The sequence below is a fragment of the Rahnella sp. JUb53 genome, assembly GCF_004346065.1.
GTDB lineage: Bacteria > Pseudomonadota > Gammaproteobacteria > Enterobacterales > Enterobacteriaceae > Rahnella > Rahnella variigena.
Map to the genome: position 1 here is coordinate 224847 of NZ_SLYT01000008.1, position 26257 is coordinate 251103.

The 26257-nt window shown below is 52.1% G+C and carries 24 protein-coding genes and 1 pseudogene; 2 read left to right on the forward strand and 23 right to left on the reverse strand.

The genetic code is table 11. The annotated features are described in order from the left end of the window. Positions 1-7: 7 nt before the first annotated feature. On the reverse strand, positions 8-1345 hold the full coding sequence (locus EC840_RS18840; RefSeq protein WP_112292033.1) for an NCS2 family permease: 1338 nt from the start codon (positions 1343-1345) through the stop codon (positions 8-10). A 152-nt stretch (positions 1346-1497) separates the two neighbouring features. Here EC840_RS18840 and yieH point away from each other — a divergent pair, with 152 nt between their 5' ends. Beyond that, a complete protein-coding gene (gene yieH, locus EC840_RS18845) occupies positions 1498-2163 on the forward strand; it encodes a 6-phosphogluconate phosphatase (protein WP_132966596.1) in 666 nt (221 codons plus the stop codon). Here yieH and EC840_RS25725 read toward each other — a convergent pair. The 5 genes and pseudogenes from EC840_RS25725 to EC840_RS18870 form a co-directional block, all read right to left on the reverse strand. Continuing rightward, entirely contained in the window at positions 2160-2900 is a 741-nt protein-coding gene (locus EC840_RS25725; protein WP_132966598.1) for a DUF6708 domain-containing protein, read from the reverse strand. The two genes, yieH and EC840_RS25725, sit on opposite strands and share 4 nt — an antisense overlap. Beyond that, positions 2900-3649: a DUF6708 domain-containing protein gene (locus tag EC840_RS18855; protein WP_132966600.1), complete on the reverse strand. Its 750-nt coding sequence runs from the start codon at positions 3647-3649 to the stop codon at positions 2900-2902. Before EC840_RS18855 ends, EC840_RS25725 begins: the two co-directional genes overlap by 1 nt. Beyond that, the gene (locus EC840_RS18860) at positions 3649-4395 is read right to left on the reverse strand and encodes a DUF6708 domain-containing protein (protein ID WP_132966602.1); all 747 of its coding nucleotides are present in this window, start codon (positions 4393-4395) and stop codon (positions 3649-3651) included. The genes EC840_RS18855 and EC840_RS18860 overlap by 1 nt, the downstream gene beginning before the upstream one ends. Positions 4396-4399: 4 nt before the next feature. Then, positions 4400-7450, reverse strand: coding sequence for a T6SS effector BTH_I2691 family protein (locus EC840_RS18865; protein WP_132966604.1), 3051 nt, complete (start codon positions 7448-7450; stop codon positions 4400-4402). Between the two features lie 126 nt (positions 7451-7576). Then, positions 7577-8383, reverse strand: a pseudogene (locus tag EC840_RS18870) (sugar phosphate isomerase/epimerase); the annotation flags it as partial. Positions 8384-8493: 110 nt separating this feature from the next. Here EC840_RS18870 and EC840_RS18875 point away from each other — a divergent pair. Then, positions 8494-9186, forward strand: coding sequence for a TetR family transcriptional regulator (locus EC840_RS18875; RefSeq protein ID WP_113876811.1), 693 nt, complete (start codon positions 8494-8496; stop codon positions 9184-9186). Between the two features lie 84 nt (positions 9187-9270). Here EC840_RS18875 and phoU read toward each other — a convergent pair whose 3' ends face one another. The 17 genes from phoU to atpI form a co-directional block, all read right to left on the reverse strand. Then, positions 9271-10002, reverse strand: a complete 732-nt coding sequence (gene phoU, locus EC840_RS18880) for a phosphate signaling complex protein PhoU (RefSeq protein WP_112290873.1) — start codon at positions 10000-10002, stop codon at positions 9271-9273. A gap of 10 nt (positions 10003-10012) precedes the next feature. Beyond that, the gene (gene pstB, locus EC840_RS18885) at positions 10013-10789 is read right to left on the reverse strand and encodes a phosphate ABC transporter ATP-binding protein PstB (RefSeq protein ID WP_015699287.1); all 777 of its coding nucleotides are present in this window, start codon (positions 10787-10789) and stop codon (positions 10013-10015) included. Positions 10790-10879: 90 nt separating this feature from the next. After that, positions 10880-11767 carry a phosphate ABC transporter permease PstA gene (pstA, locus tag EC840_RS18890; protein WP_112290871.1) on the reverse strand — a complete coding sequence of 296 codons (888 nt, stop codon included), beginning with the start codon at positions 11765-11767 and terminating at the stop codon, positions 10880-10882. A 1-nt stretch (position 11768) separates the two neighbouring features. Further along, positions 11769-12725, reverse strand: coding sequence for a phosphate ABC transporter permease PstC (pstC, locus tag EC840_RS18895; RefSeq protein ID WP_112290870.1), 957 nt, complete (start codon positions 12723-12725; stop codon positions 11769-11771). Between the two features lie 191 nt (positions 12726-12916). Next, a complete protein-coding gene (gene pstS, locus EC840_RS18900; RefSeq protein ID WP_112290868.1) occupies positions 12917-13957 on the reverse strand; it encodes a phosphate ABC transporter substrate-binding protein PstS in 1041 nt (346 codons plus the stop codon). Between the two features lie 216 nt (positions 13958-14173). Then, positions 14174-15058, reverse strand: coding sequence for a 23S rRNA pseudouridine(2604) synthase RluF (gene rluF / locus EC840_RS18905; protein WP_112290866.1), 885 nt, complete (start codon positions 15056-15058; stop codon positions 14174-14176). Positions 15059-15223: 165 nt separating this feature from the next. Next, positions 15224-17053 (reverse strand): glutamine--fructose-6-phosphate transaminase (isomerizing), encoded by a 1830-nt coding sequence (gene glmS / locus EC840_RS18910; RefSeq protein WP_129637787.1) that lies wholly within the window; start codon positions 17051-17053, stop codon positions 15224-15226. Between the two features lie 227 nt (positions 17054-17280). Further along, a complete protein-coding gene (glmU, locus tag EC840_RS18915) occupies positions 17281-18651 on the reverse strand; it encodes a bifunctional UDP-N-acetylglucosamine diphosphorylase/glucosamine-1-phosphate N-acetyltransferase GlmU (protein WP_132966608.1) in 1371 nt (456 codons plus the stop codon). Between the two features lie 271 nt (positions 18652-18922). After that, positions 18923-19345 carry a F0F1 ATP synthase subunit epsilon gene (locus tag EC840_RS18920; protein ID WP_095924048.1) on the reverse strand — a complete coding sequence of 141 codons (423 nt, stop codon included), beginning with the start codon at positions 19343-19345 and terminating at the stop codon, positions 18923-18925. A 27-nt stretch (positions 19346-19372) separates the two neighbouring features. Further along, positions 19373-20755 (reverse strand): F0F1 ATP synthase subunit beta, encoded by a 1383-nt coding sequence (gene atpD / locus EC840_RS18925; protein ID WP_095924049.1) that lies wholly within the window; start codon positions 20753-20755, stop codon positions 19373-19375. Positions 20756-20787: 32 nt separating this feature from the next. Beyond that, a complete protein-coding gene (gene atpG, locus EC840_RS18930; protein WP_112290861.1) occupies positions 20788-21651 on the reverse strand; it encodes a F0F1 ATP synthase subunit gamma in 864 nt (287 codons plus the stop codon). A gap of 62 nt (positions 21652-21713) precedes the next feature. After that, positions 21714-23255, reverse strand: a complete 1542-nt coding sequence (gene atpA, locus EC840_RS18935; protein ID WP_013577682.1) for a F0F1 ATP synthase subunit alpha — start codon at positions 23253-23255, stop codon at positions 21714-21716. Between the two features lie 12 nt (positions 23256-23267). After that, entirely contained in the window at positions 23268-23801 is a 534-nt protein-coding gene (gene atpH / locus EC840_RS18940) for a F0F1 ATP synthase subunit delta (RefSeq protein ID WP_015699277.1), read from the reverse strand. Between the two features lie 14 nt (positions 23802-23815). Further along, on the reverse strand, positions 23816-24286 hold the full coding sequence (atpF, locus tag EC840_RS18945) for a F0F1 ATP synthase subunit B (RefSeq protein ID WP_095924051.1): 471 nt from the start codon (positions 24284-24286) through the stop codon (positions 23816-23818). 65 nt (positions 24287-24351) lie between these two features. Continuing rightward, positions 24352-24591, reverse strand: a complete 240-nt coding sequence (atpE, locus tag EC840_RS18950) for a F0F1 ATP synthase subunit C (RefSeq protein ID WP_004093904.1) — start codon at positions 24589-24591, stop codon at positions 24352-24354. Between the two features lie 49 nt (positions 24592-24640). Beyond that, a complete protein-coding gene (gene atpB / locus EC840_RS18955) occupies positions 24641-25423 on the reverse strand; it encodes a F0F1 ATP synthase subunit A (RefSeq protein ID WP_112290858.1) in 783 nt (260 codons plus the stop codon). A gap of 22 nt (positions 25424-25445) precedes the next feature. Beyond that, entirely contained in the window at positions 25446-25844 is a 399-nt protein-coding gene (gene atpI / locus EC840_RS18960; protein ID WP_013577678.1) for a F0F1 ATP synthase subunit I, read from the reverse strand. Between the last annotated feature and the right edge of the window lie 413 nt (positions 25845-26257).

A 26257-nucleotide genomic window follows, 5' to 3' on the forward strand; every position in this document is an offset into this window, starting at 1 on the left:
CAGCGGATTAATGCCCGTCTACGAACGCGATTTTCAGCACGAACAGCAGCGCAACCACAACCACACACGGGCTGATTTCTTTCCAGCGGCCGGTGCCCAGTTTCATCACCACGTAAGAGATGAAGCCCAGCGCAATACCTTCAGTGATCGAGAAGCTGAACGGCATCATCACCGCAGTGACGAACGCCGGAACGGCTTCGGTCAGGTCATCCCATGACACGCGCGCCAGGCTGGAAGTCATCAGGACGCCGACATAAATCAGCGCACCCGCTGCGGCGTATTCCGGCACCATGCCGGCCAGCGGGGAAATGAAGATCACCAGCAGGAACAACAAACCGGTGACAACCGCAGTCAGACCGGTACGGCCACCGACGGACACGCCGGAGGTGCTTTCAATGTAAGCGCCCACAGAAGATGTGCCGATAAATGCGCCGGCAACGGAAGATACGCTGTCTACATACAGCGCCTGTTTCATCTGCGGGAATTTACCTTTCTCGTCCGCCAGACCGGCCTTGTCGGTCACGCCGATCAGCGTGCCGGAGGAGTCAAACAGGTTCACCAGCATGAAGGAGAAGATGACGCCCGCCAGACCGATATTCAGCGCGCCTTTCAGATCCACCTGTCCGACAACCGTGGTAATGCTCGGCGGCATCGACCAGAAACCGGTGTAATGCACGTCGCCAATCATCAGGCCAATCACGGTGGTGACAATAATCGACACCAGCACCGAGGCATGGAAATTACGCGACGCCAGCACGGCAATAATGAAGAACCCGAGTACGCCCAGCAGCACGTTGTGCGAGGTCAGATTACCGATGGTGACGATGGTGTCAGGGTTCGGAACGATAATGCCGGCGTTTTTCAGCCCCATCATGCCGATAAACAGCCCGATACCGGCGGTAATGCCCACGCGCAGGCTGACCGGAATATTGGCAATCATCCAGTAACGGATGCGGAAAATGGTCAGCAGCAGCAAACCGACCGCGCCCCAGAAAATCGCGCCCATCCCGATCTGCCACGAAACGCCCATCGCGCCCACGACCACAAAAGCAAAGAACGCATTCAGACCCATCGCCGGTGCCAGAGCGACCGGAAGGTTGGCGATCACGCCCATCAGGATGCTGCCGAACGCGGCAATCAGACAGGTGGTCACGAACACGGCCTGTTTATCCATCCCCGCAACACCCAGGATCTGCGGGTTCACGAAAACGATATAGACCATGGTCAGGAAGGTAGTTAAACCGGCGATAGTTTCGGTGCGTACGGTGGTGCCGTGCTGCGTCAGTTTAAACAGACGTTCAGCCAGACCTTTACCCGCAGTCGCATTGCTCTGTGGTGTGCTCATTGGTGAGTTCCAAAATGGGGGAAAAACAATCGGGGGGTATCCTAAGGATTTTAGCCCGAAAGCGCCAGCACTGGATGTATGGGATTAAATCTATCGTTCGGGTACAGTGCCATAATGCACGCCAATAGATGAAACGCTCACAGGGAGAAAGTATGTCACAGGTTGAATGTGTCTTTTTTGATTGCGACGGTACGCTGGTGGACAGTGAATTGTTGTGCTGCGAAGCCTACGTCGAAATGTTCGCGCATTTTGGTGTGACGGTTTCTTTCGACGAAATGTATAAGAAATACAAAGGCGTCAAACTTTACGAAATCGTCGCAATTGTGAATAAAGAGCACGGTATCGATGTGCCGAAAGAAGAAATGGAAGTGGTGTTCCGCCAGCACGTCGCGCGGCTTTTCGACACTAAACTTGAGCCGATTGACGGTGCGCGTGAACTGCTGGAACACATTACCGTGCCAATGTGCGTCGTCTCCAACGGCCCGGTCACCAAAATGCAGCACTCGCTCGGCCTGACCGGTTTGCTGCCTTTCATGGGCGATAAGCTGTTCAGCGGCTACGATTTGCAACGCTGGAAGCCCGATCCGGCGGTATTGTACAAAGCCGCCGAGGTCATGAATGTGCCGGTGGAAAACTGCATTCTGGTAGAAGATTCCGTGGCAGGCGCACAGGCCGGGATCACCGCAGGCATCCCGGTGTTTTACTACTGCGCCGATCCGCATAACCCGCCGCTGGATCACCCGCTGGTGACGACTTTCCACGACATGCGCGAACTGCCGGGGATCTGGCGTCAGATGGGGTATCAGATCACGGGTTAAGGGCGATCCGTTGTTGATTCACGCTCAACATCAGGCGGCCAGCGTACCGTTCTGAACGGCGTCCAGTCTGCTGGCTTATCGGTCAGCAGCGGGTTTTTAGGCACCGGTCTGGCTTCCATGTAGTGGCAGCAGTGGCTCCATAAACCGTAAGCATCGCGCAGATTGCCCACCGTCCAGGCGAGCACAAACCGGTCCACGACCTCATGTGTTCCCGGTTTACAAACCGCGCAGTATATCCGGTGCCCCCAGTCTGCATGCCCCGCCAGCTGCACCCGTTCTCCCTGAATATCGGCCCAGTCAAATACCTTGATCACCACCGGCCAGCGCTTCCAGGGCCAGACGCTGCGCTGATATTCATACACATAGACTTTCTGCCGCTTGCGGTTAAAACGAACAGGTGCGCCCCGGGGTTCAAATAAAACCCTTCTGATGCAGTAGATAAAAAATGAGGAAAGTACGAAAATATGGAGACCTATCATAAACAGGAATAAAGAATTCGACGGAAAACTCGGAGCAAGAAAAAATTGAGCACTTATAATTAAAACACTAAACATCACTAATGTGCTAAACCACATACCCCCCCACCCGTAATTCACATAACGCGGGATCTCCATCCACACATCATTGATTTCATTCACCCGGATCAACTGCGGCGGAGCTTTCTGATCGTCTGCCTGTTTAGGTAAATCTTCATCCCAGTATCGAACTGGCGCATCAAGTCTGGACTGTCGTTTCATCACATCATCCCTGTTGCGGTGGTTGATTCACGTTCAACATCTGACGGCCAGCGTACCGTTCTGAACGGCGTCCAGTCTGCTGGCTTATCGGTCAGCAGCGGGTTTTTAGGCACCGGTCTGGCTTCCATGTAGTGGCAGCAGTGGCTCCATAAACTGTTAGCATCGCGCAGATTGCCCACCGTCCAGGCGAGCACAAACCGGTCCACGACCTCATATGTTCCCGGTTTACAAACCGCGCAGTATATCCGGTGCCCCCAGTCTGCATGCCCGGCCAGCTGCATCCGTTCTCCCTGAATATCGGCCCAGTCAAATACCTTGATCACCACCGGCCAGCGCTTCCAGGGCCAGACGCTGCGCTGATATTCATATACATAGACTTTCTGCCGCTTGCGGTTAAAACGAACAGGTGCGCCCCGGGGTTCAAATAAAACAGATCTAAAACAAAAAATAACAGCAATATATAACGGTGAGAGTAGTAAGAAATTGAAAATAAAGGAGGATACATCATAAAACATATCCGAAATGAAATGAGATGATAAAAGGAAAAAGCTTAAGCAACATAAAGAAATAATAGCCATAAACCATAACCCCCCCCACCCGTAATTCACATAACGCGGGATCTCCATCCACACATCATTGATTTCATTCACCCGGATCAACTGCGGCGGAGCTTTCTGATCGTCTGCCTGTTTAGGTAAATCTTCATCCCAGTATCGAACTGGCGCATCAAGTCTGGACTGTCGTTTCATCACATCATCCCTGTTGCGGTGGTTGATTCACGTTCAACATCTGACGGCCAGCGTACCGTTCTGAACGGCGTCCAGTCTGCTGGCTTATCGGTCAGCAGCGGGTTTTTAGGCACCGGTCTGGCTTCCATGTAGTGGCAGCAGTGGCTCCATAAACTGTTAGCATCGCGCAGATTGCCCACCGTCCAGGCGAGCACAAACCGGTCCACGACCTCATATGTTCCCGGTTTACAAACCGCGCAGTATATCCGGTGCCCCCAGTCTGCATGCCCCGCCAGCTGCACCCGTTCTCCCTGAATATCGGCCCAGTCAAATACCTTGATCACCACCGGCCAGCGCTTCCAGGGCCAGATACTTTTTTTGTACTCGTAGACATAAACCTTCTGACGCTTTCGGTTAAAACGAACAGGTGCGCCCCGGGGTTCAAATAAAACAGAGCGGAAACCACTAACTACAAAATAGAAAACCGGAAGAAGAGGTAGAAAATAGAAAATGAACGATGCTATATCTGAAAACATGCCTATCGAAATAGCGCCATAAACAAGAAAACAAAGTGCAAAAAACGAAATAAAGGCCATAAACCATAATCCCCCCCACCCGTAATTCACATAACGCGGGATCTCCATCCACACATCATTGATTTCATTCACCCGGATCAACTGCGGCGGAGCTTTCTGATCGTCTGCCTGTTTAGGTAAATCTTCATCCCAGTATCGAACTGGCGCATCAAGCCTGGACTGTCGTTTCATCGCATCATCCCTGTTTACTGACCGTCAGGCCCAGCTGATAATCTGCATCAGTATTATCCGGCCAGTAATTCGCGATTAGTTTCACTTTCGCTGTACGGCTTTGTTCTGCCCAGACACTGACCATCAGATTCAGGCTGTTTATCTTCCTCTCTTTACCGCCTTCCGTTACCGTCTCCTCATCCACTGACAGACGGTATTTATAATAACCGGAAGGCTCCACAGCCTGATACCCGTCAGCCTGCCCCGGCGCACTCACTGATTGCGAGAACAATACCTTATCGTCGCCAGCACGCGCCAGATGCACGGACCAGCCACCTTTGCCTGCCGCCCATCCGGGCATACTCACCCGCAGATCGATGCGTTCATAAACCACACCCTCAAGGGTGGTGCGACCGGTCGGGCTAACAGCAGAAGCAAAAGCCACATCTGCCACCATGCCGCTGACAATCGCCCGGTAATCGATCAGGGCTTCGGCCAGGTCTTCCAGACTGGTGGCATGCCAGACGATATCGTTACCATGCCGCTTCAGCTCAATGCCGAAGCAGGTACGTCGCAACCAGATTTCAAACGCCGTGGTGCGCAACTCACTGCCAACATAGGCCAGCATGGCCCCGCTAATTAACAATATCGCCGCCCAGCCGGCGGGGCCGAGTCCGAGAAAACCTGTTTCTGCCGTGCTAGTTAAGGCAAAAAAACCCTTAAAACCATACATACCACCAACGACTCCACCTAGAATAAAAGTTGCGGATGATGCGTAATAAAATCGAACGGCTGCACTATCACCGTCATTTTTGGCTTCTGAAGCGTTTACCCATTGCCGAATACCCTCAGCAATACCAGCAATCCCTCCTAACACAGCCCCAAACCTGACCATAGCGGGCACCTGCTCTGCGGCGCTCAGCACCACCCAGTTTTTCTTTAACGCCAGTTTGTAGGCAAAACCTGACAATTCTGAGAAGCCTTCCATCATCAGCAGGGTGTTAATGGCCATATCCGCGACGAGATCTTTATCAGTGCCCACGGAGTTATTCAGCCGCTCCGTCAGTTCACGCCAGTTAAACCACTGCATCGCCAGCAATCCTGCCCCCAGTATCAGGCCGGCACCGTCACCGCTGACCAGCCGGCGGCTTAACTCGCCATATTTGGCGATCTGCGCATAAGTTGCTTTAAGCACCGGACCGGTTGCGCCTTTTTCTGCCAGCGACAGCTCAGAAAGATAGACATCGTGCAATTCATCCAATACCGCGGGGTTATTGAACGGTTTCTCCGTCAAGACGGGTAACTCGCTTTGCAGTTTCGCCAGTGTCCCCGGCGCACTGAATTCCACCCAGAGCGGCGTATCCAGCCCTTTGCCCCGCATCCCCTGAATTTCATCCACCACCGACATACTGCCACCGGTTAGCCTGAGCACGGGGCCGTTTTGCGACATGGCCTGACGCAGGGAAGCGGAATGTCTGAGATGTTTCTGCAACCCGCGGAAGGTCGTCTGGTATCTCAGTACAACGACGGATTCGCCCGCAGTCAGCATGGCCGCCTGCATCATCCACATAAACCCTTTGCGGGGAGCCTCGGCCAGCGACTTACCCAGCCGGGCGGCAGAGCCAGTGACTGCCAGCATACGGATAGCCCAGCTCCGCTGGATGGCAGCACCTTTCAGATACTGACCAAACTCATCGGAAGTTGCCGCCGCTTTATAATTACCGTAGTTGAAAACAGTGTTCAGCAATGAGGTGTCCATTCCCGTAAAGCCCTGATACGCCGGTGAGTCAGCCTTTTCGAGCCACAACGCCCAGACCTTTAAGGTATCTTTGCCCATTGCACCGCCCTGCACACAGGCAGCAAGCGTCAGCATCTGCGCAGCCCAGCTTCCCGCACTGCTATCAGGAGAATAATCATGCGTAATGATCGTCTGCCAGCCGGGTGCCTGATACCAGGCGGCAAGATCTGTATCAATGGCGGCAAGCTGCTTTTCAGGGGAGGTAAATCGCTCTTCAAATTCAGCGGCAAAGGACGCCCGCGCCGGTTCGTCATAGTTTTCCAGCAAACGATGCGTTTGTTGGCTGAACGTTTTCTCCCAGGGAACGGGTCGTGGATAGCCGCCCCCGATACCCGGACCTGATGACGCCTGGCGGGGATTATTCACTACCTCCGTTTTTATATTGTCGAGGTACTGGCAGATCGCCTCAGAAATCATATGTCGGTGGAAGACGCCGGGAAGCTCAAGATATTCCTGCCTCGCTTCCGCAATCTGCATACGGCTATTATTCAGTTCCTGAATCACGCCCACGCTGTCATTCAGCGCCAGCGCTACGGTCCGGCATTGGTACTCCACATTAAAGTGCGAGATTTTCAGTTCCAGAATTCTCTGTTTAACAATGTCCGTACGGGTGAAAAAACCGTGAACGCCACCGTCTGGTTCACCGGTAAGTCTTTTGGGATTATTGAAAAAATACTCGGTGGCAAACTCGGCAACATTAGCTTTCATTGAGGAGAGTTGCGGATCCATAACCAGCGCTGCGGGTATACTCGCCGGATTATTTTTCAACTCCGGAAGAGAAATTTTGGTGAAACGACTGACCGGGCGCCTTTCGGACTTATATTCCTCAAGCACCTCTTTACTCCAGGGATCGCGGCTGAAAGCCAGCCAGGCTTCACTGTATTTTTTGTCATCGATATTGATGAAACTGGCAGAAACATCGTGCCCGTGCTGAGCACAGGATTCACTCAGCGGTTCAACGGTTTCACTTTTGGGCATATTGAAGGGATTGAATTGTCGCAGATAGCCTTTGGCCGTCACCTGATAGCCCTGCCAGATCCGCTTATCCAGCAAGACATACACATAGCCCATGCGTAAAGTACGCAGCGCATATTTAAATTCGCTTCCGGTCAGTTCAACTTCTTGCTGAGGAACATCTGGTCGCCAGCCTGTATTCACCAGAGTATGAGGCACCGCTGCGACACGCAGCGGGTAGATTGGTAATCCTTTCCGCTGGCAGGCTTTGCAGCCTGAAGGTGTAGAAGTGGCCTGCTCACTGGCAACTGCGTTCTTCAACATCTGACTTCTGAAATCCATGAATAACATTCCCTTGTTTTTTCATGGTTAATACGCCGAATTACACACGATGTAAAACTTAACCTAAATTTCCTCTATTAATGGATTTGAATTGTGATCCTGATCGTAAGCCTGCATCCGCTTTTCCAGCTCCGCTAAGGATCGCAGGCCATCTGCCAGCGGCAGGGTTTTATCATTGAAGATTTCAAGCGACCACGGCCCGGTGAAGCCTTTTCGGTTCAGCGTGCTGACGAAATCCACCAGCGGTAAATCACCCTGCCCCGGATAACAGCGATAACTGCGGCTCCATTGCTGCACGTTCATGTCTTTGTAGGGCGCATCAGCCAGTTGCAGGAAGCTGATTTTATCCAGCGGCACTTCGTCCAGCCGGTCAAGATTGTCGCCCGTGGCGAGAATATGGAAGCTGTCGAGCACAATGCCCAGCGCCGGATTGTTCACCTCACGTACGCGATCCCACGCCTGCCGGTAGCGGTTGATGTGTTTGCCCCACGCCAGCGCTTCAAAGCCGATACGGATATCATAAGGCTCCGCCATTTCAGCCAGCGCGGCGAGATCGGCAATCTGTACATCCCGCTCCGGTGAGCTTTCTGGATCGGTGTTGCTGCACACCAGTAAATGATCGCAGCCCAGCTCGCGCATCAGATCAAACTGACGGCGCGCGCTGGCGAGTTTTTCGATACGTCTTTCCGCAGGAACGCCTTCAAAATCGCGGAAAGGCTGCAGCAGGAAAATACGCAAGCCGAGGGAATCGGCGAGATTACGGATAGCCACCGGCTTGACCGGACTTTTAAGCAAATCATCTTCGAATATTTCCACGCCATCGAATCCCGCAGCAGCTATCGCCGTGAGCTTTTCAGGCAAGGTTCCTGGTACTGAAACTGTCGCAATTGAACGTAAACGGGTGGTTGCAGGCAAAATAGCGTCCTTTAAGTCAGGCTTCGATACTTACAGTAGTGGACCCTCATGCCACGTTCGTCAAGTGCAGAGGCGTTGTATGAACGCACGGATTGTAACTGAGCGACGCAATGGTTAATCTCTGTGGCGTGAATGTGGTTAATGATGAGGATAAGACGCTGAGCAGCCAAAGTTCCCCGGCGCCGGGACGTAAAAATGATCCGATAGGACTGAAGCAGCGCATTTTTGACAGCGCTTTGGCTGAATTCGCAGAATCCGGTCTGATGGGCGCACGCATGGAAAATATCGCTTCCAACGCCAGCACCACGAAACGTATGGTGGTCTATCACTACAAGACCAAAGAAGCGTTGTACATGCTGGTGCTGGAGCACGTTTACCGCGGTATCCGTCAGCACGAGCTGGATCTGGATCTCTCGTCATTTCCGCCCGCTGAAGCTATCGTCAAACTGGTCGAAGCCAGCTTTGATTTCCACGTCTCACATCCGGAATTCATTCGTATTGTTTCAACGGAAAACATGCTGCGCGGCCGGTTTATCCGTCAGTCCACCAGCATCCGTGAAATCAACAAATCGGCATTAACGCTGCTGGAAGATATTCTCGCGCGTGGCAAGCAAAGCCATCTGTTCAAAGAAGATGCGCAGGCACGCGACGTTCACCGTCTGATCAGCAGCCTGTGCGTGCACCAGGTTGCCAACCAATATACGTTCGGCGCATTGTTTGAAAATCCGGATGAAGTGGATTTACAGACCGCCCATTACCGTCAGCTGGCCGTCATGGTTGCCCTGCGCTACGTGATGAAGTAATTGCGCTGATCGGACGCTGTTACAGAGCGGACAGCAAAAAGGCCTCGTAAGAGGCCTTTTTTGTCGGGCAATATCAGCCAGCGATTATTCTTTCGGCGCGTCTTTGCCGTCTGTCAGCAGCTTGTCCAGCGCATCGCCGCCCACGTGACGGAAATCCTGCCCCTTCACGAAGTAGAAAATGAATTCGCAGATGTTCTGGCAACGGTCGCCGATACGCTCAATAGAACGGGCGCAGAACAGCGCAGTCAGCACGCTCGGGATAGTGCGCGGATCTTCCATCATGTAGGTCATCAGCTGGCGCACAATGCCTTCATATTCCTGATCCACTTTCTTGTCTTCACGGTAAATACGTACCGCTTCGTCAAGATCCATACGCGCAAACGCATCCAGCACATCATGTAGCATTTCTACGGTGTGGCGACCCAGAGATTCCAGGCTGACCAGCAGCGGCTGATGCAGATGCGAGAATTTTTCCAGCGCCGTGCGGCAGATTTTATCTGCCACGTCACCGATACGTTCGAGTTCAGAAATGGTTTTGATGATCGCCATCACCAGACGCAAATCGCTGGCGGTCGGCTGGCGCTTGGCAATAATGCGCACACAGGCTTCGTCGATCGCCACTTCCATCAGGTTAACTTTGTCATCACCTTTGATGACGCGCTGCGCCAGTTCGGCATCCTGATTATGCATCGCCGTAATGGCATCAGTCAGTTGTTGCTCGACCAGCCCGCCCATTGCCAGAACCTGCGTGCGGATGTGTTCAAGCTCGGCGTTGAACTGGCCGGATATGTGTTTGTTTAAGTTCAGGTTGTCCATTGTTCTTACCTCAACCGTAGCGGCCAGTAATGTAATCTTCAGTCTGTTTGCGCGCTGGCGACGTGAACAGCGAGTCGGTATCGCTGTATTCGATCAGTTCGCCCAGATACATAAACGCAGTGCGATCTGAACAACGCGCAGCCTGCTGCATGTTGTGGGTCACGATCACCACGGTGTAATCAGATTTTAGCTCGGTGATCAGTTCTTCGATACGACCGGTAGAAATCGGATCCAGCGCAGAACAAGGTTCGTCGAGCAGCAGAACGTCTGGGCGGATCGCAATACCGCGCGCGATACACAGACGCTGTTGCTGACCACCGGACAGGCTGTAACCGCTCTGGTGCAGCTTATCTTTGGATTCGTTCCACAGCGCGGCCTTGGTCAGTGCCCATTGCACTCGCTCATCCATATCGGTACGGGAAAGCTTTTCAAACAGACGCACACCAAACGCGATGTTGTCGTAAATAGACATCGGGAATGGCGTCGGTTTCTGGAAGACCATGCCGACTTTGGCGCGCAGCAACGCGATGTCCTGCTTATCCACCAGAATGTTTTCGCCATCGAGCAGGATTTCACCTTCTGCATGCTGTTCCGGATACAGCTGGTACATTTTGTTGAACGTACGCAGCAGCGTGGATTTACCACAGCCGGACGGACCGATGAATGCCGTGACTTCGTTCTTAGCGATATCCAGGGAAATATTTTTCAGCGCGTGGAATTTGCCGTAATAAAAGTTCAGATCGCGAACCTGAATCTTGCTGTTGGATGCGTCAGTCATTCGACTCATTAAGACATCTCTCTTATTCGCGCGCCGCGTGGCGACGCCGGGTAAACAGTGACGGCAGCCGTATTCGTCTGCCATCGATAATGAATGAACTTATTGCTTTTTCGGCGCGAAAATCACACGCGCCAGAATGTTCAGCAGCAGCACGCACACCGTAATCAGCAGCACGCCCGCCCAGGCCAGTTGTTGCCACTCGCCAAACGGGCTCATCGCAAACTTAAAGATAGTCACCGGCAGGTTGGCAATCGGCTGCATCATGTCAGTGCTCCAGAACTGGTTGGAGAGTGACGTGAACAGCAGCGGCGCGGTTTCACCGGCAATACGGGCAATCGCCAGCAAAATACCGGTGATAATGCCGGAAACAGACGCTTTCAGCGTGATGGCCGAAATCATTTTCCATTTTGGCGTACCCAGCGCGTAAGCCGCTTCACGCAGGCTGTCGGGCACCAGTTTCAGCATGTTTTCCGTGGTACGGATAACAATCGGGATTTGTAACAACGCCAGCGCCAGAACGCCCGCCCAGCCAGAGAAGTGACCCATTTTTGCCACCATAATGGTGTACACAAACAGGCCGACAACGATGGATGGCGCAGAAAGCAAAATGTCGTTGATGAAGCGAATGAATTCAGCGAGCCAGGATTTGCGACCATATTCGGCCAGATAAATCCCCGCCATCACGCCCAGAGGCGTACCGATGACCGTCGCCCATAAAATCAGTAATCCGCTGCCCGCAATGGCATTCGCCAGACCGCCGCCCGCCGTGTTCGGTGGCGGCGTGTTTTGCGTGAACAGCGCCAGCGACATCCCGTCGACACCTTTGACGATGGTGGTAAACAGGATCCAGACCAGCCAGAACAGACCAAACGCCATGGTCATCATCGAGACCATCAGCGCGATACGGTTTTTCTGACGGCGCCATGCCTGACGTTTACGGCGTGATTCCAGTAATGCTGCGTTACTTTGCATGTCGAGTGTCGTCATCTTAACGGCCCTCTTTCTTAGCCAGACGCAGGATCATCACTTTCGACAGCGCCAGGACAATAAAGGTGATAACAAACAAGATCAGCCCCAGTTCCATCAGCGCGGCAGTGTGCAGACCGGCTTCCGCTTCGGCAAATTCGTTTGCCAGTGCGGAGGTTATACTGTTGCCCGGCGCATAAAGTGAGGCGCTGTCGAGCTGGTAGGTGTTACCGATAATAAAGGTCACTGCCATGGTTTCGCCCAGCGCGCGTCCCAGACCTAACATCACGCCACCGATTACCCCATTTTTGGTGAACGGCAGCACGATGCGCCAGATCACTTCCCACGTGGTGCAACCAATGCCGTAAGCAGATTCTTTCATCATCACCGGCGTTTGCTCGAACACGTCACGCATGACGGAGGCAATGTACGGGATGATCATAATGGCGAGAATGACGCCCGCCGCCAGAATACCGATACCAAAACCCGGGCCGGCGAACAGTGCGCCAACAATCGGGATACCGGAAAGTACATCACCCACCGGCGTCTGGAAGTACTGCGCAAACAGCGGTGCAAAGACAAACAAACCCCACATGCCATAAACAATGCTGGGGATCGCCGCCAGCAGTTCGATAGCAATACCCAGCGGGCGTTTCATCCAGTTCGGCGCCAGCTCAGTGAGGAATAATGCGATACCAAAGCTGACAGGAACTGCAATCAGCAAGGCAATAATGGAGGTCACGACCGTGCCGTAAATCGGCACCAGTGCGCCGAATTGTTCGTTCGGAGCATCCCAGGTTTTCGTCCACAGGAAGGATAAACCAAACTTTTCGATGCTCGGCAGGGAAGCAATAAACAGCGAGACGATAATGCCGCCCAGCATGAATAGCACAATCAGCGCAGCCAGTTTGACCAGAGCGCCGAAGATGATGTCACCGTTTTTGCTGGGTGCCTTGATAGCCGGCTTGTATTCAGCCATACCACTCTCTTTTAATTCAAATTTAATTCCCTCCCCGGCCGGAGAGGGAATGAAGCAGAGTTACTATACCCAAAATAATTGGAGTTGCACCAAGCCAGCTGCAAGTGAATCCCGGTGAGCTTACTCAGGTAAGTGATTCGGGTGAACGAGCGCAGCTAACGCCGGTGCAGCTTCAGGTATGACAGGTATTCCTAGTACAGTGCTTTGCCGCTGCTGTCTTTAACGTTGGTTTTCCATGCTGCACGGATCTGCTCAACCACTGATTCAGGCAGGGCTGCGTAATCCAGATCGGTCGTCAGCTTGTTGCCGTTTTTGTAAGCCCAGTCGAAGAACTTCAGCACTTCAGTGCCTTTCGCTGCGTCTTGCTGATCTTTGTAAATCAGAATGAAGGTGGTGGAGCTGATTGGCCACGCATTGTCACCTTTCTGATTAGTCAGGTCCTGAGCGAAGGTTTTGCTCCAGTCAGCGCCTTTAGCCGCTGCGCTGAAGGACTCTTCAGTCGGGCTGATCGCTTTACCGTCAGCATCAACCAGCTTGGTGTAAGCCAGGTTGTTTTGCTTGGCGTAAGCATATTCTACATAACCGATTGAACCAGGCAGACGCTGAACAAAGGCTGCAACGCCGTCGTTACCTTTACCGCCGAGACCCGTAGGCCAGTTCACAGTAGAACCAGAACCGATTTTGTCTTTCCACTCGCTGTTTACTTTCGCCAGGTAACTGGTGAAGACATAAGAGGTACCGGAACCGTCAGCACGGCGAACGACCGCGATGTTGGTGTCTGGCAGTTTCACGCCTGGGTTCAGCTTGGTGATCGCCGCGTCGTTCCACTTTTTGATTTTGCCGAGGTAGATATCACCCAGCGTTGCGCCGTCCAGCGTCAGCTGACCGGATTTGATCCCCGGGATGTTAACAGCCAGTACCACGCCACCGATCACGGTAGGGAACTGGAACAGGCCGTTTTTGGCCAGATCTTCGTCTTTCATCGGGGCATCAGATGCGCCGAAGTCTACGGTCTTGGCGATGATTTGTTTCACGCCGCCGGAAGAACCGATGCCCTGATAGTTAACCTGAGTACCGGTTTCTTTCTGATATGCGTCAGCCCACTTAGCGTAAACAGGAGCTGGGAAGGTACCGCCAGCGCCAGTCAGGTTAGTGGCAGCGAAAGCAGACATTGCTGTGAGGGAGAAAGTCGCTGCTACAAGACCGGCGACGGTGTTACGCATCAATTTCATGTTCCACTCCTGGTGGTTTTAAACTTCCCGACTGATGTCGACGTTAATTAAAGTGTTTGGCACAGGAGGAAAATAGGACAGTTTAGTGACAGTAAAATGTACGTTATGTGACAGTTTTATGACACTGGTCACAATTCGAACTATACGGGCAAAATGCGGGGATTTTAAGCGGGAAATGCCGGTTGTGACACCGGCAGATGACAAAAAGCGGGCAAATTATCGCCCTTTCTTCTTACGCCCGGGCTGGGCAAAACGCTTACGGGAGCCTGAATTACCCTCCGGTTTTTCGGTATTTTTCGGTTTTGTGACAGCCGGTTTTGCAGCAGTGGGTTTCTTAGCCTGAGCAGTTTTTGCCTGCGCTTTTTTCGCCGGTTTATCTTCAGACGACGAATTTTCAATCAGTTTAAATAACTCAATGAGTTCATCATCGGTCAGGTCGCGCCATTCGCCCAGCGGCAATCCTTTCAGATTGATGTTCATGATGCGCACGCGTTCGAGCTTAGTGACTTCAAAACCAAAGTGCTTAGTCATACGGCGGATCTGGCGGTTAAGCCCCTGCACCAGCGTAATGCGAAACACCATCGGCGCTTCTTTCTTCACTTTGCACTTTTTGGTCACGGTACCGAGCATCGGTACGCCCGCGCCCATACCGGCAATAAACTCGTCTGTGATCGGCTTGTTGACGGTGACGATGTATTCTTTTTCGTGGTCGTTACCGGCGCGCAGGATTTTGTTGACCAGATCGCCATGATTGGTCAGCAGAATCAGGCCCTGCGAATCTTTATCCAGACGGCCAATCGGGAAGACGCGTTTGCTGTGGTTAACGAAATCGCGGATGTTGTCCCGCTCACCTTCTTCCATCGTGGTGATGATGCCGACAGGTTTGTTCAGCGCGATCAGTACCAGATCTTCTTCATCACGCGGCTCGATAACCTGACCATTCACTTTCACCACATCGCCGGCAAATACCTGAGCCCCTACCGCGGCACGCCTGCCGTTAATAAAAACATTTCCCTGTTCGATGTAACGATCGGCATCGCGGCGCGAGCAAATTCCGCTCTCGCTGATGTATTTGTTAAGACGAATGGAGTCGGTCTGCATTGAGCAAAGCACCTTCAGAAAAACGCGAACTATACCTTATCCGGCGCGGGTTACGAAGTCTGAGAGAAGAAAATCGTGACCGTTTACTGAGAAAGAGAAAAACCGGAAACAATAAAAAAGCGCCCCGAAAGGCGCTCAGAGAATCAGCGACTGAATAGGTCGGTTTTATTCGACGGTCACAGACTTCGCCAGGTTACGTGGCTGGTCAACGTCGGTGCCTTTAATCAGCGCAACGTAGTAGGACAGCAACTGTAACGGCACGGTGTAGAAAATCGGTGCGACGATTTCTTCAACGTGTGGCAGCTGGATAATCTTCATCCCTTCGCTGTCGGTGAAACCGGCGTCCTGATCGGCGAAGACATACAGCAGCCCGCCACGGGCGCGCACTTCTTCGATATTCGATTTCAGTTTTTCCAGCAATTCGTTATTAGGTGCAACGACGATCACCGGCATATCCGCGTCAATCAGCGCCAGCGGGCCATGTTTCAGCTCGCCCGCCGCATAAGCTTCTGCGTGAATATACGAAATCTCTTTCAGCTTCAGCGCACCTTCCATCGCGATCGGATACTGATCGCCGCGACCGAGGAACAGGGCGTGATGCTTGTCAGAGAAACCTTCAGCCAGAGATTCGATGGTTTTATCCAGCGACAGCATTTGTTCGATACGCGCAGGCAACGCCTGAAGCGCGTGAACAATGTCATGCTCAACTTGCGGGCTCATCCCTTTCAGACGGCCCATGCGTGCCACCAGCATCAGCAGAACGGTCAGCTGCGTGGTGAACGCTTTAGTAGAGGCCACGCCAATTTCGGTACCGGCTTTGGTCATCAGCGCCAGATCGGATTCACGCACCAGAGAAGAACCGGCCACGTTACAGACCGCCAGAGAACCGAGATAACCCAGCTCTTTGGACAGACGCAGCGCTGCCAGCGTATCAGCCGTTTCACCAGATTGAGAAAGCGTGATGATAAGGCTGCCCGGACGAACAGCGGATTTGCGATAGCGGAATTCTGACGCGATTTCGACATCACATGGCATACCGGCCAGAGATTCGAACCAGTAACGAGCCACCATGCCGGAGTTGTAAGACGTCCCGCAGGCGATGATCTGCACGTGCTGAACACGGGACAGAATTTCGTCAGCTTTTTCGCCCAGTTCGCTCAGATTGACTTCGCCGTGATTAAAACGCCCTTCGAGGGTGTTTTTAATGGCCAGCGGCTGTTCGTAAATCTCTTTTTGCATGTAGTGACGGTAAACGCCTTTGTCACCGGCGTCGTACTGTACTTTGGATTCGATTTCTTCACGCTCAACGGCATGACCATTTTTGTCATAAACGCTGACAGAACGGCGCTTAACCTCAGCAACATCACCTTCTTCCAGGAACAGGAAACGGCGGGTAACAGGTAACAGCGCCAACTGGTCGGAAGCGATGAAGTTTTCACCCACGCCACGGCCAATCACCAGCGGGCTACCGGAACGGGCAGCGACCAGAACAGACGGGTCACGGCGGTCCATCACTACCGTACCGTAGGCACCACGCAGTTGCGGGATAACACGCTGAACGACTTCAAGCAGCGTGCCGCCCTGAAGTTGTTCCCAATGCACCAGATGCGCGATCACTTCGGTATCCGTTTCAGAATCAAAACGGTAACCGCGTTCAATCAGTAATTCACGAAGAGGTTCGTGGTTTTCGATAATACCGTTATGCACTACCGCAATGTAATCAGACACATGCGGGTGGGCATTGGCTTCAGAAGGCTCGCCATGTGTTGCCCAGCGGGTGTGAGCAATACCGGTACCGCCGTGCAGCGGATGTTCATCCAGCGCATCGGCCAGCATCTGGACTTTGCCCAGACGACGCAGACGTCCCATTTTCCCGTCGGCATCAATCACAGCCAGACCGGCTGAGTCATAACCGCGGTATTCGAGACGGCGTAAACCTTCCAACAAAATTTCAGCAATATCGCGTTGCGCCACAGCGCCTACAATTCCACACATCAGTTTTATTCCTATAGAAGGTCTTTCGGGACCTTTTTGATGCCTGACCTGATTTATCCACAAGCCCCGTTTTCCGGTGTACTTGCGGTTCCCCGAGCCTTGTAGAGAGTTGGGGATTATTATGTTTTGGACTGAATTTCGACGACAAAATGCAGACCAAAACACAACGTGATAAACAAACATCAGGCGCAGAAAACTGCGCCTGAATGCTTAAGCCTCAGAATAGCTTATTTTTTCTTCACCGGTTTCTGCCAGTCAGGCTTGTGCACCTGCGGCACGCGGCTGAGCAGCAGACCGTTATCCGGCACATCGCGCGTCACCGTCGTACCCGCAGCAATAGTCACGTTATTACCGACCGTGACGGGCGCGACCAGTTGTGTGTCAGACCCGACAAAGACATCATTACCAATGACAGTTTTATGCTTGTTCACGCCGTCGTAGTTACAGGTGATGGTGCCCGCACCGATATTCACGTTATCGCCAATCTCGGCATCGCCAAGATAGGAAAGATGACCGGCTTTCGAGCCTTTACCCAGGCGCGCCTTTTTAATTTCGACGAAATTACCTACATGCGAGCCTTCAGCCAGTTCAGCGCCGGGGCGCAGACGGGCAAACGGTCCGACAGTACAACCGCTTTCCAGCAACGCATCTTCGAACACGCTGTACGGGCTGACTTCACAGTCATCGCCAATTACGCAGTTCTTCAGCACGCAACCCGCACCAATTTTGACGCGATCGCCCAGTTTTACGTGACCTTCAATAATTACGTTAGTGTCGATCACCACATCAATGCCGTGCGCCAGCTCACCGCGCAGGTCAAATCGCGCCGGATCCATCAGCATCACGCCCTCCAGTAAAAGACGCTCAGCCTGTTCGCTCTGATATACGCGCTCGAGACGGGAAAGTTGCAGGCGGTTATTCACGCCATCCACTTCACTGTTTCGTGCAGGGTGAACGGTGGCGATCAGGTGTCCTTCAGCATGCGCCATCGCAATAATATCGGTGATGTAGTATTCACCCTGCGCGTTGTTGTTGTTCAGCTGACCGAGCCAGCGTTTGAATGACGCGCCATTAGCCACCAGAATACCGGTGTTAATTTCCTGAATTTTCAGCTGTTCTTCGCTGGCATCTTTCTGCTCGATGATGCCGGTAACAACGCCATTCTCACGAACAATACGGCCATAACCGGTCGGATCATCCAGCACCACGGTCAGTAATCCAATGCCGCCATCGGGCTTGGCTTTGAGCAATTTATTCAAGGTGTCGACGGAAATCAGCGGAACATCGCCGTACAGCATCAGCACATCTTCATCATCAGCAAAGAACGGCGCCGCCTGCTGCATTGCATGACCGGTGCCCAGTTGCTCTGCCTGTAATACCCAGTTCAGATCACTGCCTGCCAGATTTTTCTTCAGTAAATCGCCGCCGTGGCCATAGACCAGATGCACGTTCCGGGCACCCACTTGCGTGGCCGCATCAATGACGTGCTGAACCATTGGCTTGCCGGCCAACGGGTGAAGAACTTTCGGGAGGTTGGAGTACATGCGTGTCCCCTTGCCCGCGGCAAGGATCACCACACTCAGTGCGCTGTTCGACATAGGTAACCTGACAAATCCAATTTGAGTGACAAAAGTAACCCGTTCAGTGCGCGGATTACTACATATTTCGCTTCAAAAACCGCCCGCAGACCGCAGTCTGCAAGGGTTGTATGCTGCATAGACTACACCAAAAAAACTGAGGGTAAAGTGTCGATTAATCACGCAAGCATTCCACTAAAAGCGAAAATTTGCGTTGGGGAAAACACTGAAAATGTACTTTTTTAAAGGCAAAAAAAAAGCGACCCGAAGGTCGCTTTTCTAACTGATGTTGTTACATCGCTTTTCTGGTCAGTTCGATAACGCGAAGTTTCGCGATCGCCTTAGCCAGTTCCGCTGACGCCTGAGCGTAATCAACGTCGCCGTGAGAACCACTAATGTGTTCTTCCGCTTTGCGCTTGGCTTCAAGCGCGCGCGCTTCGTCGAGGTCTTGCCCACGGATTGCAGTATCAGCCAACACGGTCGTTGCATTCGGCTGCACCTCAAGGATGCCACCGGAAAGATAGATATACTCTTCTTCACCGTGTTCTTTAACAATGCGCACCATGCCAGGCTTGATGGCGGTGAGCAGCGGAGCATGCCCCGGGAAAATACCCAGTTCGCCTTCGCTACCCGTCACCTGGATTTTTTGTACCATGCCTTCAAACATACGTTTTTCAGCACTGACAACGTCCAGATGGTAAGCTTTTTCAGCCATGTCATCCTCTCTCACAACAAACTAGCGTTACAGTTTCTTGGCTTTTTCCACTGCTTCATCAATGGTGCCAACCATGTAGAACGCTTGTTCCGGCAGGTGATCGTAGTCGCCGTCCATAATGCCTTTGAAACCACGAATGGTATCTTTCAGCGATACGAACTTACCCGGAGAACCGGTGAAGACTTCGGCCACAAAGAATGGCTGGGAAAGGAAACGTTCGATCTTACGCGCACGGGATACAGCCAGCTTGTCATCTTCTGACAGCTCGTCCATACCCAGGATCGCGATGATGTCTTTCAGTTCCTTGTAACGCTGCAGAATAGACTGCACGCCACGAGCCACATCATAGTGTTCCTGACCAACAACCAGTGGATCCAGCTGACGGCTGGTAGAGTCCAGTGGGTCAACCGCCGGGTAGATACCCAGTGACGCGATCTGACGGCTCAGTACCACGGTCGCATCTAAGTGAGCAAAGGTGGTGGCTGGGGATGGGTCAGTCAAGTCATCCGCAGGGACGTAAACGGCCTGAACGGAAGTGATTGAACCACTTTTGGTCGAGGTGATACGTTCTTGCAGAGCGCCCATCTCTTCCGCCAGTGTAGGCTGATAACCTACCGCTGATGGCATACGGCCCAGAAGTGCGGACACTTCGGTACCGGCCAGGGTATAACGGTAAATATTGTCAACGAACAGCAGTACGTCACGACCTTCATCACGGAATTTCTCCGCCATAGTCAGGCCGGTCAGTGCAACGCGCAGACGGTTACCTGGTGGCTCATTCATCTGACCATAGACCAGGGAAACTTTGTCGATAACGTTGGATTCGGTCATTTCGTGGTAGAAGTCGTTACCCTCACGAGTACGTTCACCCACGCCCGCAAACACAGAATAACCGGAGTGCTCGATCGCGATGTTACGGATCAGCTCCATCATGTTTACAGTTTTACCCACACCCGCACCACCGAACAGACCGACTTTACCGCCCTTAGCGAACGGACACATCAGGTCCATAACTTTGATACCGGTTTCCAGCAGTTCCTGGGAGTTTGCCAGCTCTTCATAAGAAGGCGCAGCACGGTGAATCGCACGACGTTCTTCTTCGCCGATTGCACCTTTCATGTCGATTGGTTCACCCAATACGTTCATGATACGGCCCAGTGTTGCAACACCCACAGGTACTTCGATTGGGTGTTCCAGGTTGTTCACTTTCAGACCGCGACGCAGGCCGTCTGAGGTACCCATTGCGATACAACGAACAACGCCGCCGCCTAACTGTTGCTGTACTTCCAGCACCAGTTTGGAGGTACCGTTTTCTACCTCAAGAGCATTGTACACGTTCGGTACTGCATCCTGAGGGAACTCGACGTCCACCACGGCGCCGATTACCTGGATAATCTTTCCAGTAGCCATCTTGAATCCTCTACGTAATTCGTAAACCTAGCTTAAACCGCGGAGGCTCCCCCGACGATCTCGGTGAGTTCCTGAGTGATGCTGGCCTGACGAGCTTTGTTGTATACCAACTGCAGCTCTTTGATCAGGCTGCCGCCGTTATCGGTTGCGGCTTTCATCGCTACCATTCGCGCGGCCTGTTCGCTGGCCAGGTTTTCTACGACGCCCTGATAAACCTGAGATTCCACGTAGCGACGCAGGAGGGTGTCCAGCAAGGCTTTAGGGTCCGGCTCATACAGGTAATCCCAGGACTTCTTCGCCAGTTCGCCGTCTTCTGCCGGTGGCAGTGGTAACAGCTGAACGATGCGGGGTTCCTGAGACATGGTATTGATAAATTTATTGCTGACAACGCATAACTTGTCTAAGCGACCTTCGTCGAAAGCCTGCAACATCACTTTTACGGGTCCGATCAGTTCTGACAGAGAAGGGTTATCCCCCATGCCAGTCACCTGAGCAACAACGTTGCCCCCCACGGAGCCGAAGAAAGAGGCTGCTTTGGAACCGATCAGTGCGAGATCAACTTCAACACCTTTTTCGGACCAGCCTTTCATCTCTGACAGCAGCTTTTTGAACAGGTTAATGTTCAGACCACCACAAAGACCACGGTCGGTAGACACCACCAGATACCCGACGCGCTTAATTTCACGCTCATCCAGGTAAGGGTGCTTGTATTCCAGATTACCAAGCGCGAGGTGACCAATCACTTCACGGATGGTTTCTGCATAAGGACGGCTGGCCGCCATGCGATCCTGCGTTTTACGCATTTTGGAGGCGGCGACCATTTCCATCGCTTTAGTGATCTTTTGCGTGTTTTGCACGCTGCTGATCTTACTACGTATCTCTTTTCCGCCGGCCATCTCTGCTTCTCCTCAAGACCAAACGGCCTGCCGGGTTTTAATACCAGCAGGACCGTTTAGTGTTACCAGGACTGGGTTGCTTTGAAGGTATCGAGGATATTTTTGAATTTACCCTCGATCTCATCGTTATACGCACCAGTTTGGTTGATTTGCTGCAGAAGCTCGCCGTGCTCACGGTCGGCATAAGCCAACAGTGCCGCTTCGAAGCTACCGACTTTAGACAATTCAACGTCTTCCAGATAACCACGTTCTGCTGCGAAGATGATCAGAGACTGCGCAACGATTGACATCGGAGCGTATTGTTTCTGCTTCAGCAGTTCGGTCACTTTCTGACCATGGTTCAGCTGTTTACGCGTTGCTTCGTCCAGATCTGAGGCGAACTGCGAGAACGCAGCCAGCTCACGATACTGTGCCAGAGCAGTACGAATACCACCGGACAGTTTCTTCATGATCTTAGTCTGAGCAGCACCACCAACACGGGATACCGAAATACCCGGGTTAACCGCAGGACGAATACCGGCGTTGAACAGGTTTGATTCCAGGAAGATCTGACCATCTGTAATCGAGATTACGTTGGTCGGAACGAACGCGGAAACGTCACCCGCTTGCGTTTCGATAATTGGAAGCGCAGTCAGGGAGCCGGTTTTGCCTTTCACTTCACCCTTGGTGAATGCTTCAACATACTCGGCGTTAACACGCGCAGCACGTTCCAGCAGACGGGAGTGGAGATAGAAAACGTCGCCTGGGTAAGCTTCACGACCTGGTGGACGACGAAGCAGCAGGGAAATCTGACGGTAAGCAACAGCCTGTTTAGACAGGTCATCATAAACGATCAGTGCGTCTTCACCGCGGTCACGGAAGTATTCACCCATTGCGCAACCGGAGTACGGTGCCAGGTATTGCAGTGCAGCAGATTCTGATGCAGTTGCAACAACAACGATGGTGTTTGCCAGTGCGCCGTGCTCTTCCAGTTTACGAACCACGTTAGAAATGGTGGACGCTTTCTGGCCGATAGCCACATAGATACATTTGATGCCGGAATCGCGCTGGTTGATGATCGCATCGATCGCCAGAGCTGTTTTACCGGTTTGACGGTCGCCGATGACCAGTTCACGCTGACCACGACCAATTGGGATCATGGCATCAACGGACTTATAACCTGTTTGCACAGGTTCATCTACGGACTGACGTTCGATAACGCCAGGTGCGATCGCTTCGACAGCTGAGAAGCCGTCGTGCTCTACCGGACCTTTACCGTCAATAGGTGCACCCAGGGTGTTAACAACGCGACCTAACAGGCCACGGCCAACGGGAACTTCCAGGATACGACCCGTACATTTTACTTTCATACCTTCGGCGAGGTCAGCGTAAGGGCCCATTACAACGGCACCTACAGAGTCGCGCTCCAGGTTCAGGGCGATAGCGTAGCGGTTACCCGGCAGCGCAATCATTTCGCCTTGCATGACATCGGCTAAGCCGTGCACGCGGATGATCCCGTCACTGACGGAAACGATAGTACCTTCATTGTGAGCTTCGCTCACCACATTGAACTGAGCAATGCGCTGCTTGATCAGTTCGCTGATTTCGGTGGAATTCAGTTGCATGCTCCAGTCCCCTTAAGACTGCAAGACGTCTGCCAGGCGTTCAAGACGACTGCGAACGCTGCCATCAATCACCATATCACCTGCACGGATTACGACACCGGCAAGAACAGACTTGTCAATTTTGCAATTCAGCTTAACTTTGCGAGACAGACGTTTTTCCATCGCAGCAGCAATTTTTGCCTGCTGTTCTTCCGTAAGCGGATTTGCTGAAGTCACTTCAACTTCAGCAACAGCCTCGAGAGAGGCGCGCAGTTCGATAAACTGCTCCAGCACTTGCGGAAGAACGCGTAAACGTCCATTTTCAGCCATTACCTTAATCAGGTTTTGGCCTGCGTCGTCGAGTTCGTCACCACATACGGCAATAAACGTTTTAGACAAAGTTTCAGGCGCGCTAGCACCGGAAAGCAGTTCTTCAATTTGTTCATTGCGCGTGACTTCAGCCGTGAACGCTAGCATGGACTGCCAGCGGTCTAAGCTTTGGTGCTCAACGGCAAAGTCAAAAGCTGCTTTGGCGTAGGGGCGAGCTACAGTTACAAATTCAGACATCAGCCCCTCCCTCCTTACAGTTCAGCGACCAGTTTATCAACGATGTCGCTGTTAGCAGCTTCATCCACGGAACGTTCGATGATCTTCTCGGCGCCAGCAATGGCCAAAATTCCGACTTGCTTACGCAACTCTTCACGGGCGCGTTGGCGTTCGGCGTCGATCTCTGCCTTGGCTTGCGTCACGATCTTGTTACGTTCCTGCTCGGCTTCAGCTTTTGCTTCGTCGACGATTTGAGCTTTACGCTTGTTCGCCTGATCGATGATTACCTGAGCTTCAGCTTTGGCTTTCTTCAGTTGGTCGGTCGCATCGGCTTGCGCTAAGTCCAGCTCTTTTTTGGCACGTTCTGCGGAAGATAAACCTTCAGAAATTTCTTTCTGACGTTTTTCGATGGCAGCCATAATTGGCGGCCATACGTACTTCATGCAGAACCAGACAAACAGGACGAACGCGATAGCCTGGCCGAGGATTGTTGCGTTAAGATTCACAGCACAATGCCTCTTTCAAAGTGAATTATTTGATGTAGTTCGATTAACGCTGAGCGAACTCAGTGTTAGGCGACAGCAAACATCACGTACAGACCCAGACCAACCGCAATCATTGGGATTGCATCGACCAGACCCATAACGATAAAGAACTGTGTACGCAACAGAGGGATCAGGTCAGGCTGACGTGCAGCACCTTCCAAGAATTTACCACCCAAGATGCCGATACCGATTGCAGCACCGATTGCCGCCAGGCCCATCATCACAGCGGCAGCCATGTACAGCAGATCCATACTCAGGTTTTCCATGACAGTCTCCAGTTTGTTTCAGTTAAAACGCAGTAGTGTTGAAAGAAAATCAGTGTTTTTCAGATGCCATCGAGAGATAGACAATCGTCAGAACCATGAAAATAAAGGCTTGTAGCGTAATGATCAGGATGTGGAAAATGGCCCAAGGCACATTCAGAACCCACTGTGACCACCACGGCAACAGGCCAGCAATAAGGATGAAGATCAACTCACCCGCATACATATTGCCAAACAGTCGCAGACCCAGTGAAACTGGTTTAGACAGCAGGCTGACACCTTCAAGAATCAGGTTAACCGGAATGAAAACCGGATGATTGAATGGCTGCATTGTCAGTTCTTTAATGAAACCGCCAAAGCCTTTCATCTTAATGCTATAGAAAAGAATCAGAATGAATACGCCAAGTGCCATGGACAACGTGATGTTCACGTCAGCCGTAGGAACCACACGCAACGCTGGCAGACCAAAGATGTGCTCGCCGATGAATGGCAGCAAATCGATTGGCAGCAAATCCATCAGGTTCATCATAAACACCCAGACGAAGACGGTCAGCGCGAGAGGTGCAATCACTTTGCTTTTGCCGTGATACATGTCACGCACGCTGCTGTCGACGAAACCAACGACCAGTTCAACTGCGGTTTGCAGTTTACCCGGGACACCGCTGGTGGCGTTTTTGGCTACGCGATGGAAAATAACCAGAAAGAGTACTCCGAGGAACACGGAGAAAAACATCGAATCGATGTTAATCGACCAGAATCCCGTCCCGATCTGAAGCTGAGTCAGGTGGTGACCGATATACTCTTGTGGAGTAGAGATTTCTCCTGATGCAGACATGATGCCTCTTACCCTTTAGTAGTTAAGTACGGTAACTGTTAATGACGGCCGGTGCCAAAATCTGGGTCATCAACACCGATAAATAGGCCAACCCCAACGGAGCAAATGCCGCCTTAAACAGGCCAAGTGCGATAACCATTAAGATTACCGTAACCAGCACCTTCAGCGCTTCTCCGATAGCAAAGGACCAGGCAACCCGTCCAGAGACCGTTGTTTGCGCCTGGTGGCGCCATGCAAACAGCATGAACAGTACATTTGGCACCCAGGCGGCCAAACCACCCATAAGAGCCGATGTGGTCCATTCCAGGCTTTTAAAACCAAATACTGCACTGAGCAGAACAAAGGTCAATAACTGCAGTATTAACAGCTTTCTGGCAACCTTCACACTATTTGTACTGTGTAAAATACCGGATACAGACATGACGTTTGTTCTCTCCGTATCAAGTACCTAGCTGGAGGTAGACTGAATGCCGTATATCACTGCCTTTACTGTTTTGAGTCAAGCAGCAAAAAACGAGCAAATTATACGGGGCACAGGGACGAATTCAATGGATAAGTAGCGAAAAGGTGAACAATTATTTAAATTTTCCCCTTCACGACTATTTTGACAACCAAACTATAGCTGAATTTGCCCTTTTTGGTTTGATACGGTTATTTCATCACCCGACAAAGAAGCGTGCACTGGATCACATAATTAACGCAGGACACTTTATATACCCTGCACTGTTTGAATGTCTTTAGCTAATCAGGCCTTTTAAAACCTTTATAAATCAATTTGTTAATAAAACACTGCTCGTTAAACAAACTTATTTAAAAATAACCACGATTTATTGA

Excerpts from the sequence above, each read along its gene's own strand:
- EC840_RS18840 (WP_112292033.1), bottom strand. The coding sequence starts at position 1,345 with ATGAGCACACCACAGAGCAATGCGACTGCGGGTAAAGGTCTGGCTGAA.
- yieH (WP_132966596.1), top strand. The coding sequence starts at position 1,498 with ATGTCACAGGTTGAATGTGTCTTTTTTGATTGCGACGGTACGCTGGTG.
- EC840_RS25725 (WP_132966598.1), bottom strand. The coding sequence starts at position 2,900 with ATGAAACGACAGTCCAGACTTGATGCGCCAGTTCGATACTGGGATGAA.
- EC840_RS18855 (WP_132966600.1), bottom strand. The coding sequence starts at position 3,649 with ATGAAACGACAGTCCAGACTTGATGCGCCAGTTCGATACTGGGATGAA.
- EC840_RS18860 (WP_132966602.1), bottom strand. The coding sequence starts at position 4,395 with ATGAAACGACAGTCCAGGCTTGATGCGCCAGTTCGATACTGGGATGAA.
- EC840_RS18865 (WP_132966604.1), bottom strand. The coding sequence starts at position 7,450 with ATGTTGAAGAACGCAGTTGCCAGTGAGCAGGCCACTTCTACACCTTCA.
- EC840_RS18875 (WP_113876811.1), top strand. The coding sequence starts at position 8,494 with ATGGTTAATCTCTGTGGCGTGAATGTGGTTAATGATGAGGATAAGACG.
- phoU (WP_112290873.1), bottom strand. The coding sequence starts at position 10,002 with ATGGACAACCTGAACTTAAACAAACACATATCCGGCCAGTTCAACGCC.
- pstB (WP_015699287.1), bottom strand. The coding sequence starts at position 10,789 with ATGAGTCGAATGACTGACGCATCCAACAGCAAGATTCAGGTTCGCGAT.
- pstA (WP_112290871.1), bottom strand. The coding sequence starts at position 11,767 with ATGACGACACTCGACATGCAAAGTAACGCAGCATTACTGGAATCACGC.
- pstC (WP_112290870.1), bottom strand. The coding sequence starts at position 12,725 with ATGGCTGAATACAAGCCGGCTATCAAGGCACCCAGCAAAAACGGTGAC.
- pstS (WP_112290868.1), bottom strand. The coding sequence starts at position 13,957 with ATGAAATTGATGCGTAACACCGTCGCCGGTCTTGTAGCAGCGACTTTC.
- rluF (WP_112290866.1), bottom strand. The coding sequence starts at position 15,058 with ATGCAGACCGACTCCATTCGTCTTAACAAATACATCAGCGAGAGCGGA.
- glmS (WP_129637787.1), bottom strand. The coding sequence starts at position 17,053 with ATGTGTGGAATTGTAGGCGCTGTGGCGCAACGCGATATTGCTGAAATT.
- glmU (WP_132966608.1), bottom strand. The coding sequence starts at position 18,651 with ATGTCGAACAGCGCACTGAGTGTGGTGATCCTTGCCGCGGGCAAGGGG.
- EC840_RS18920 (WP_095924048.1), bottom strand. The coding sequence starts at position 19,345 with ATGGCTGAAAAAGCTTACCATCTGGACGTTGTCAGTGCTGAAAAACGT.
- atpD (WP_095924049.1), bottom strand. The coding sequence starts at position 20,755 with ATGGCTACTGGAAAGATTATCCAGGTAATCGGCGCCGTGGTGGACGTC.
- atpG (WP_112290861.1), bottom strand. The coding sequence starts at position 21,651 with ATGGCCGGCGGAAAAGAGATACGTAGTAAGATCAGCAGCGTGCAAAAC.
- atpA (WP_013577682.1), bottom strand. The coding sequence starts at position 23,255 with ATGCAACTGAATTCCACCGAAATCAGCGAACTGATCAAGCAGCGCATT.
- atpH (WP_015699277.1), bottom strand. The coding sequence starts at position 23,801 with ATGTCTGAATTTGTAACTGTAGCTCGCCCCTACGCCAAAGCAGCTTTT.
- atpE (WP_004093904.1), bottom strand. The coding sequence starts at position 24,591 with ATGGAAAACCTGAGTATGGATCTGCTGTACATGGCTGCCGCTGTGATG.
- atpB (WP_112290858.1), bottom strand. The coding sequence starts at position 25,423 with ATGTCTGCATCAGGAGAAATCTCTACTCCACAAGAGTATATCGGTCAC.
- atpI (WP_013577678.1), bottom strand. The coding sequence starts at position 25,844 with ATGTCTGTATCCGGTATTTTACACAGTACAAATAGTGTGAAGGTTGCC.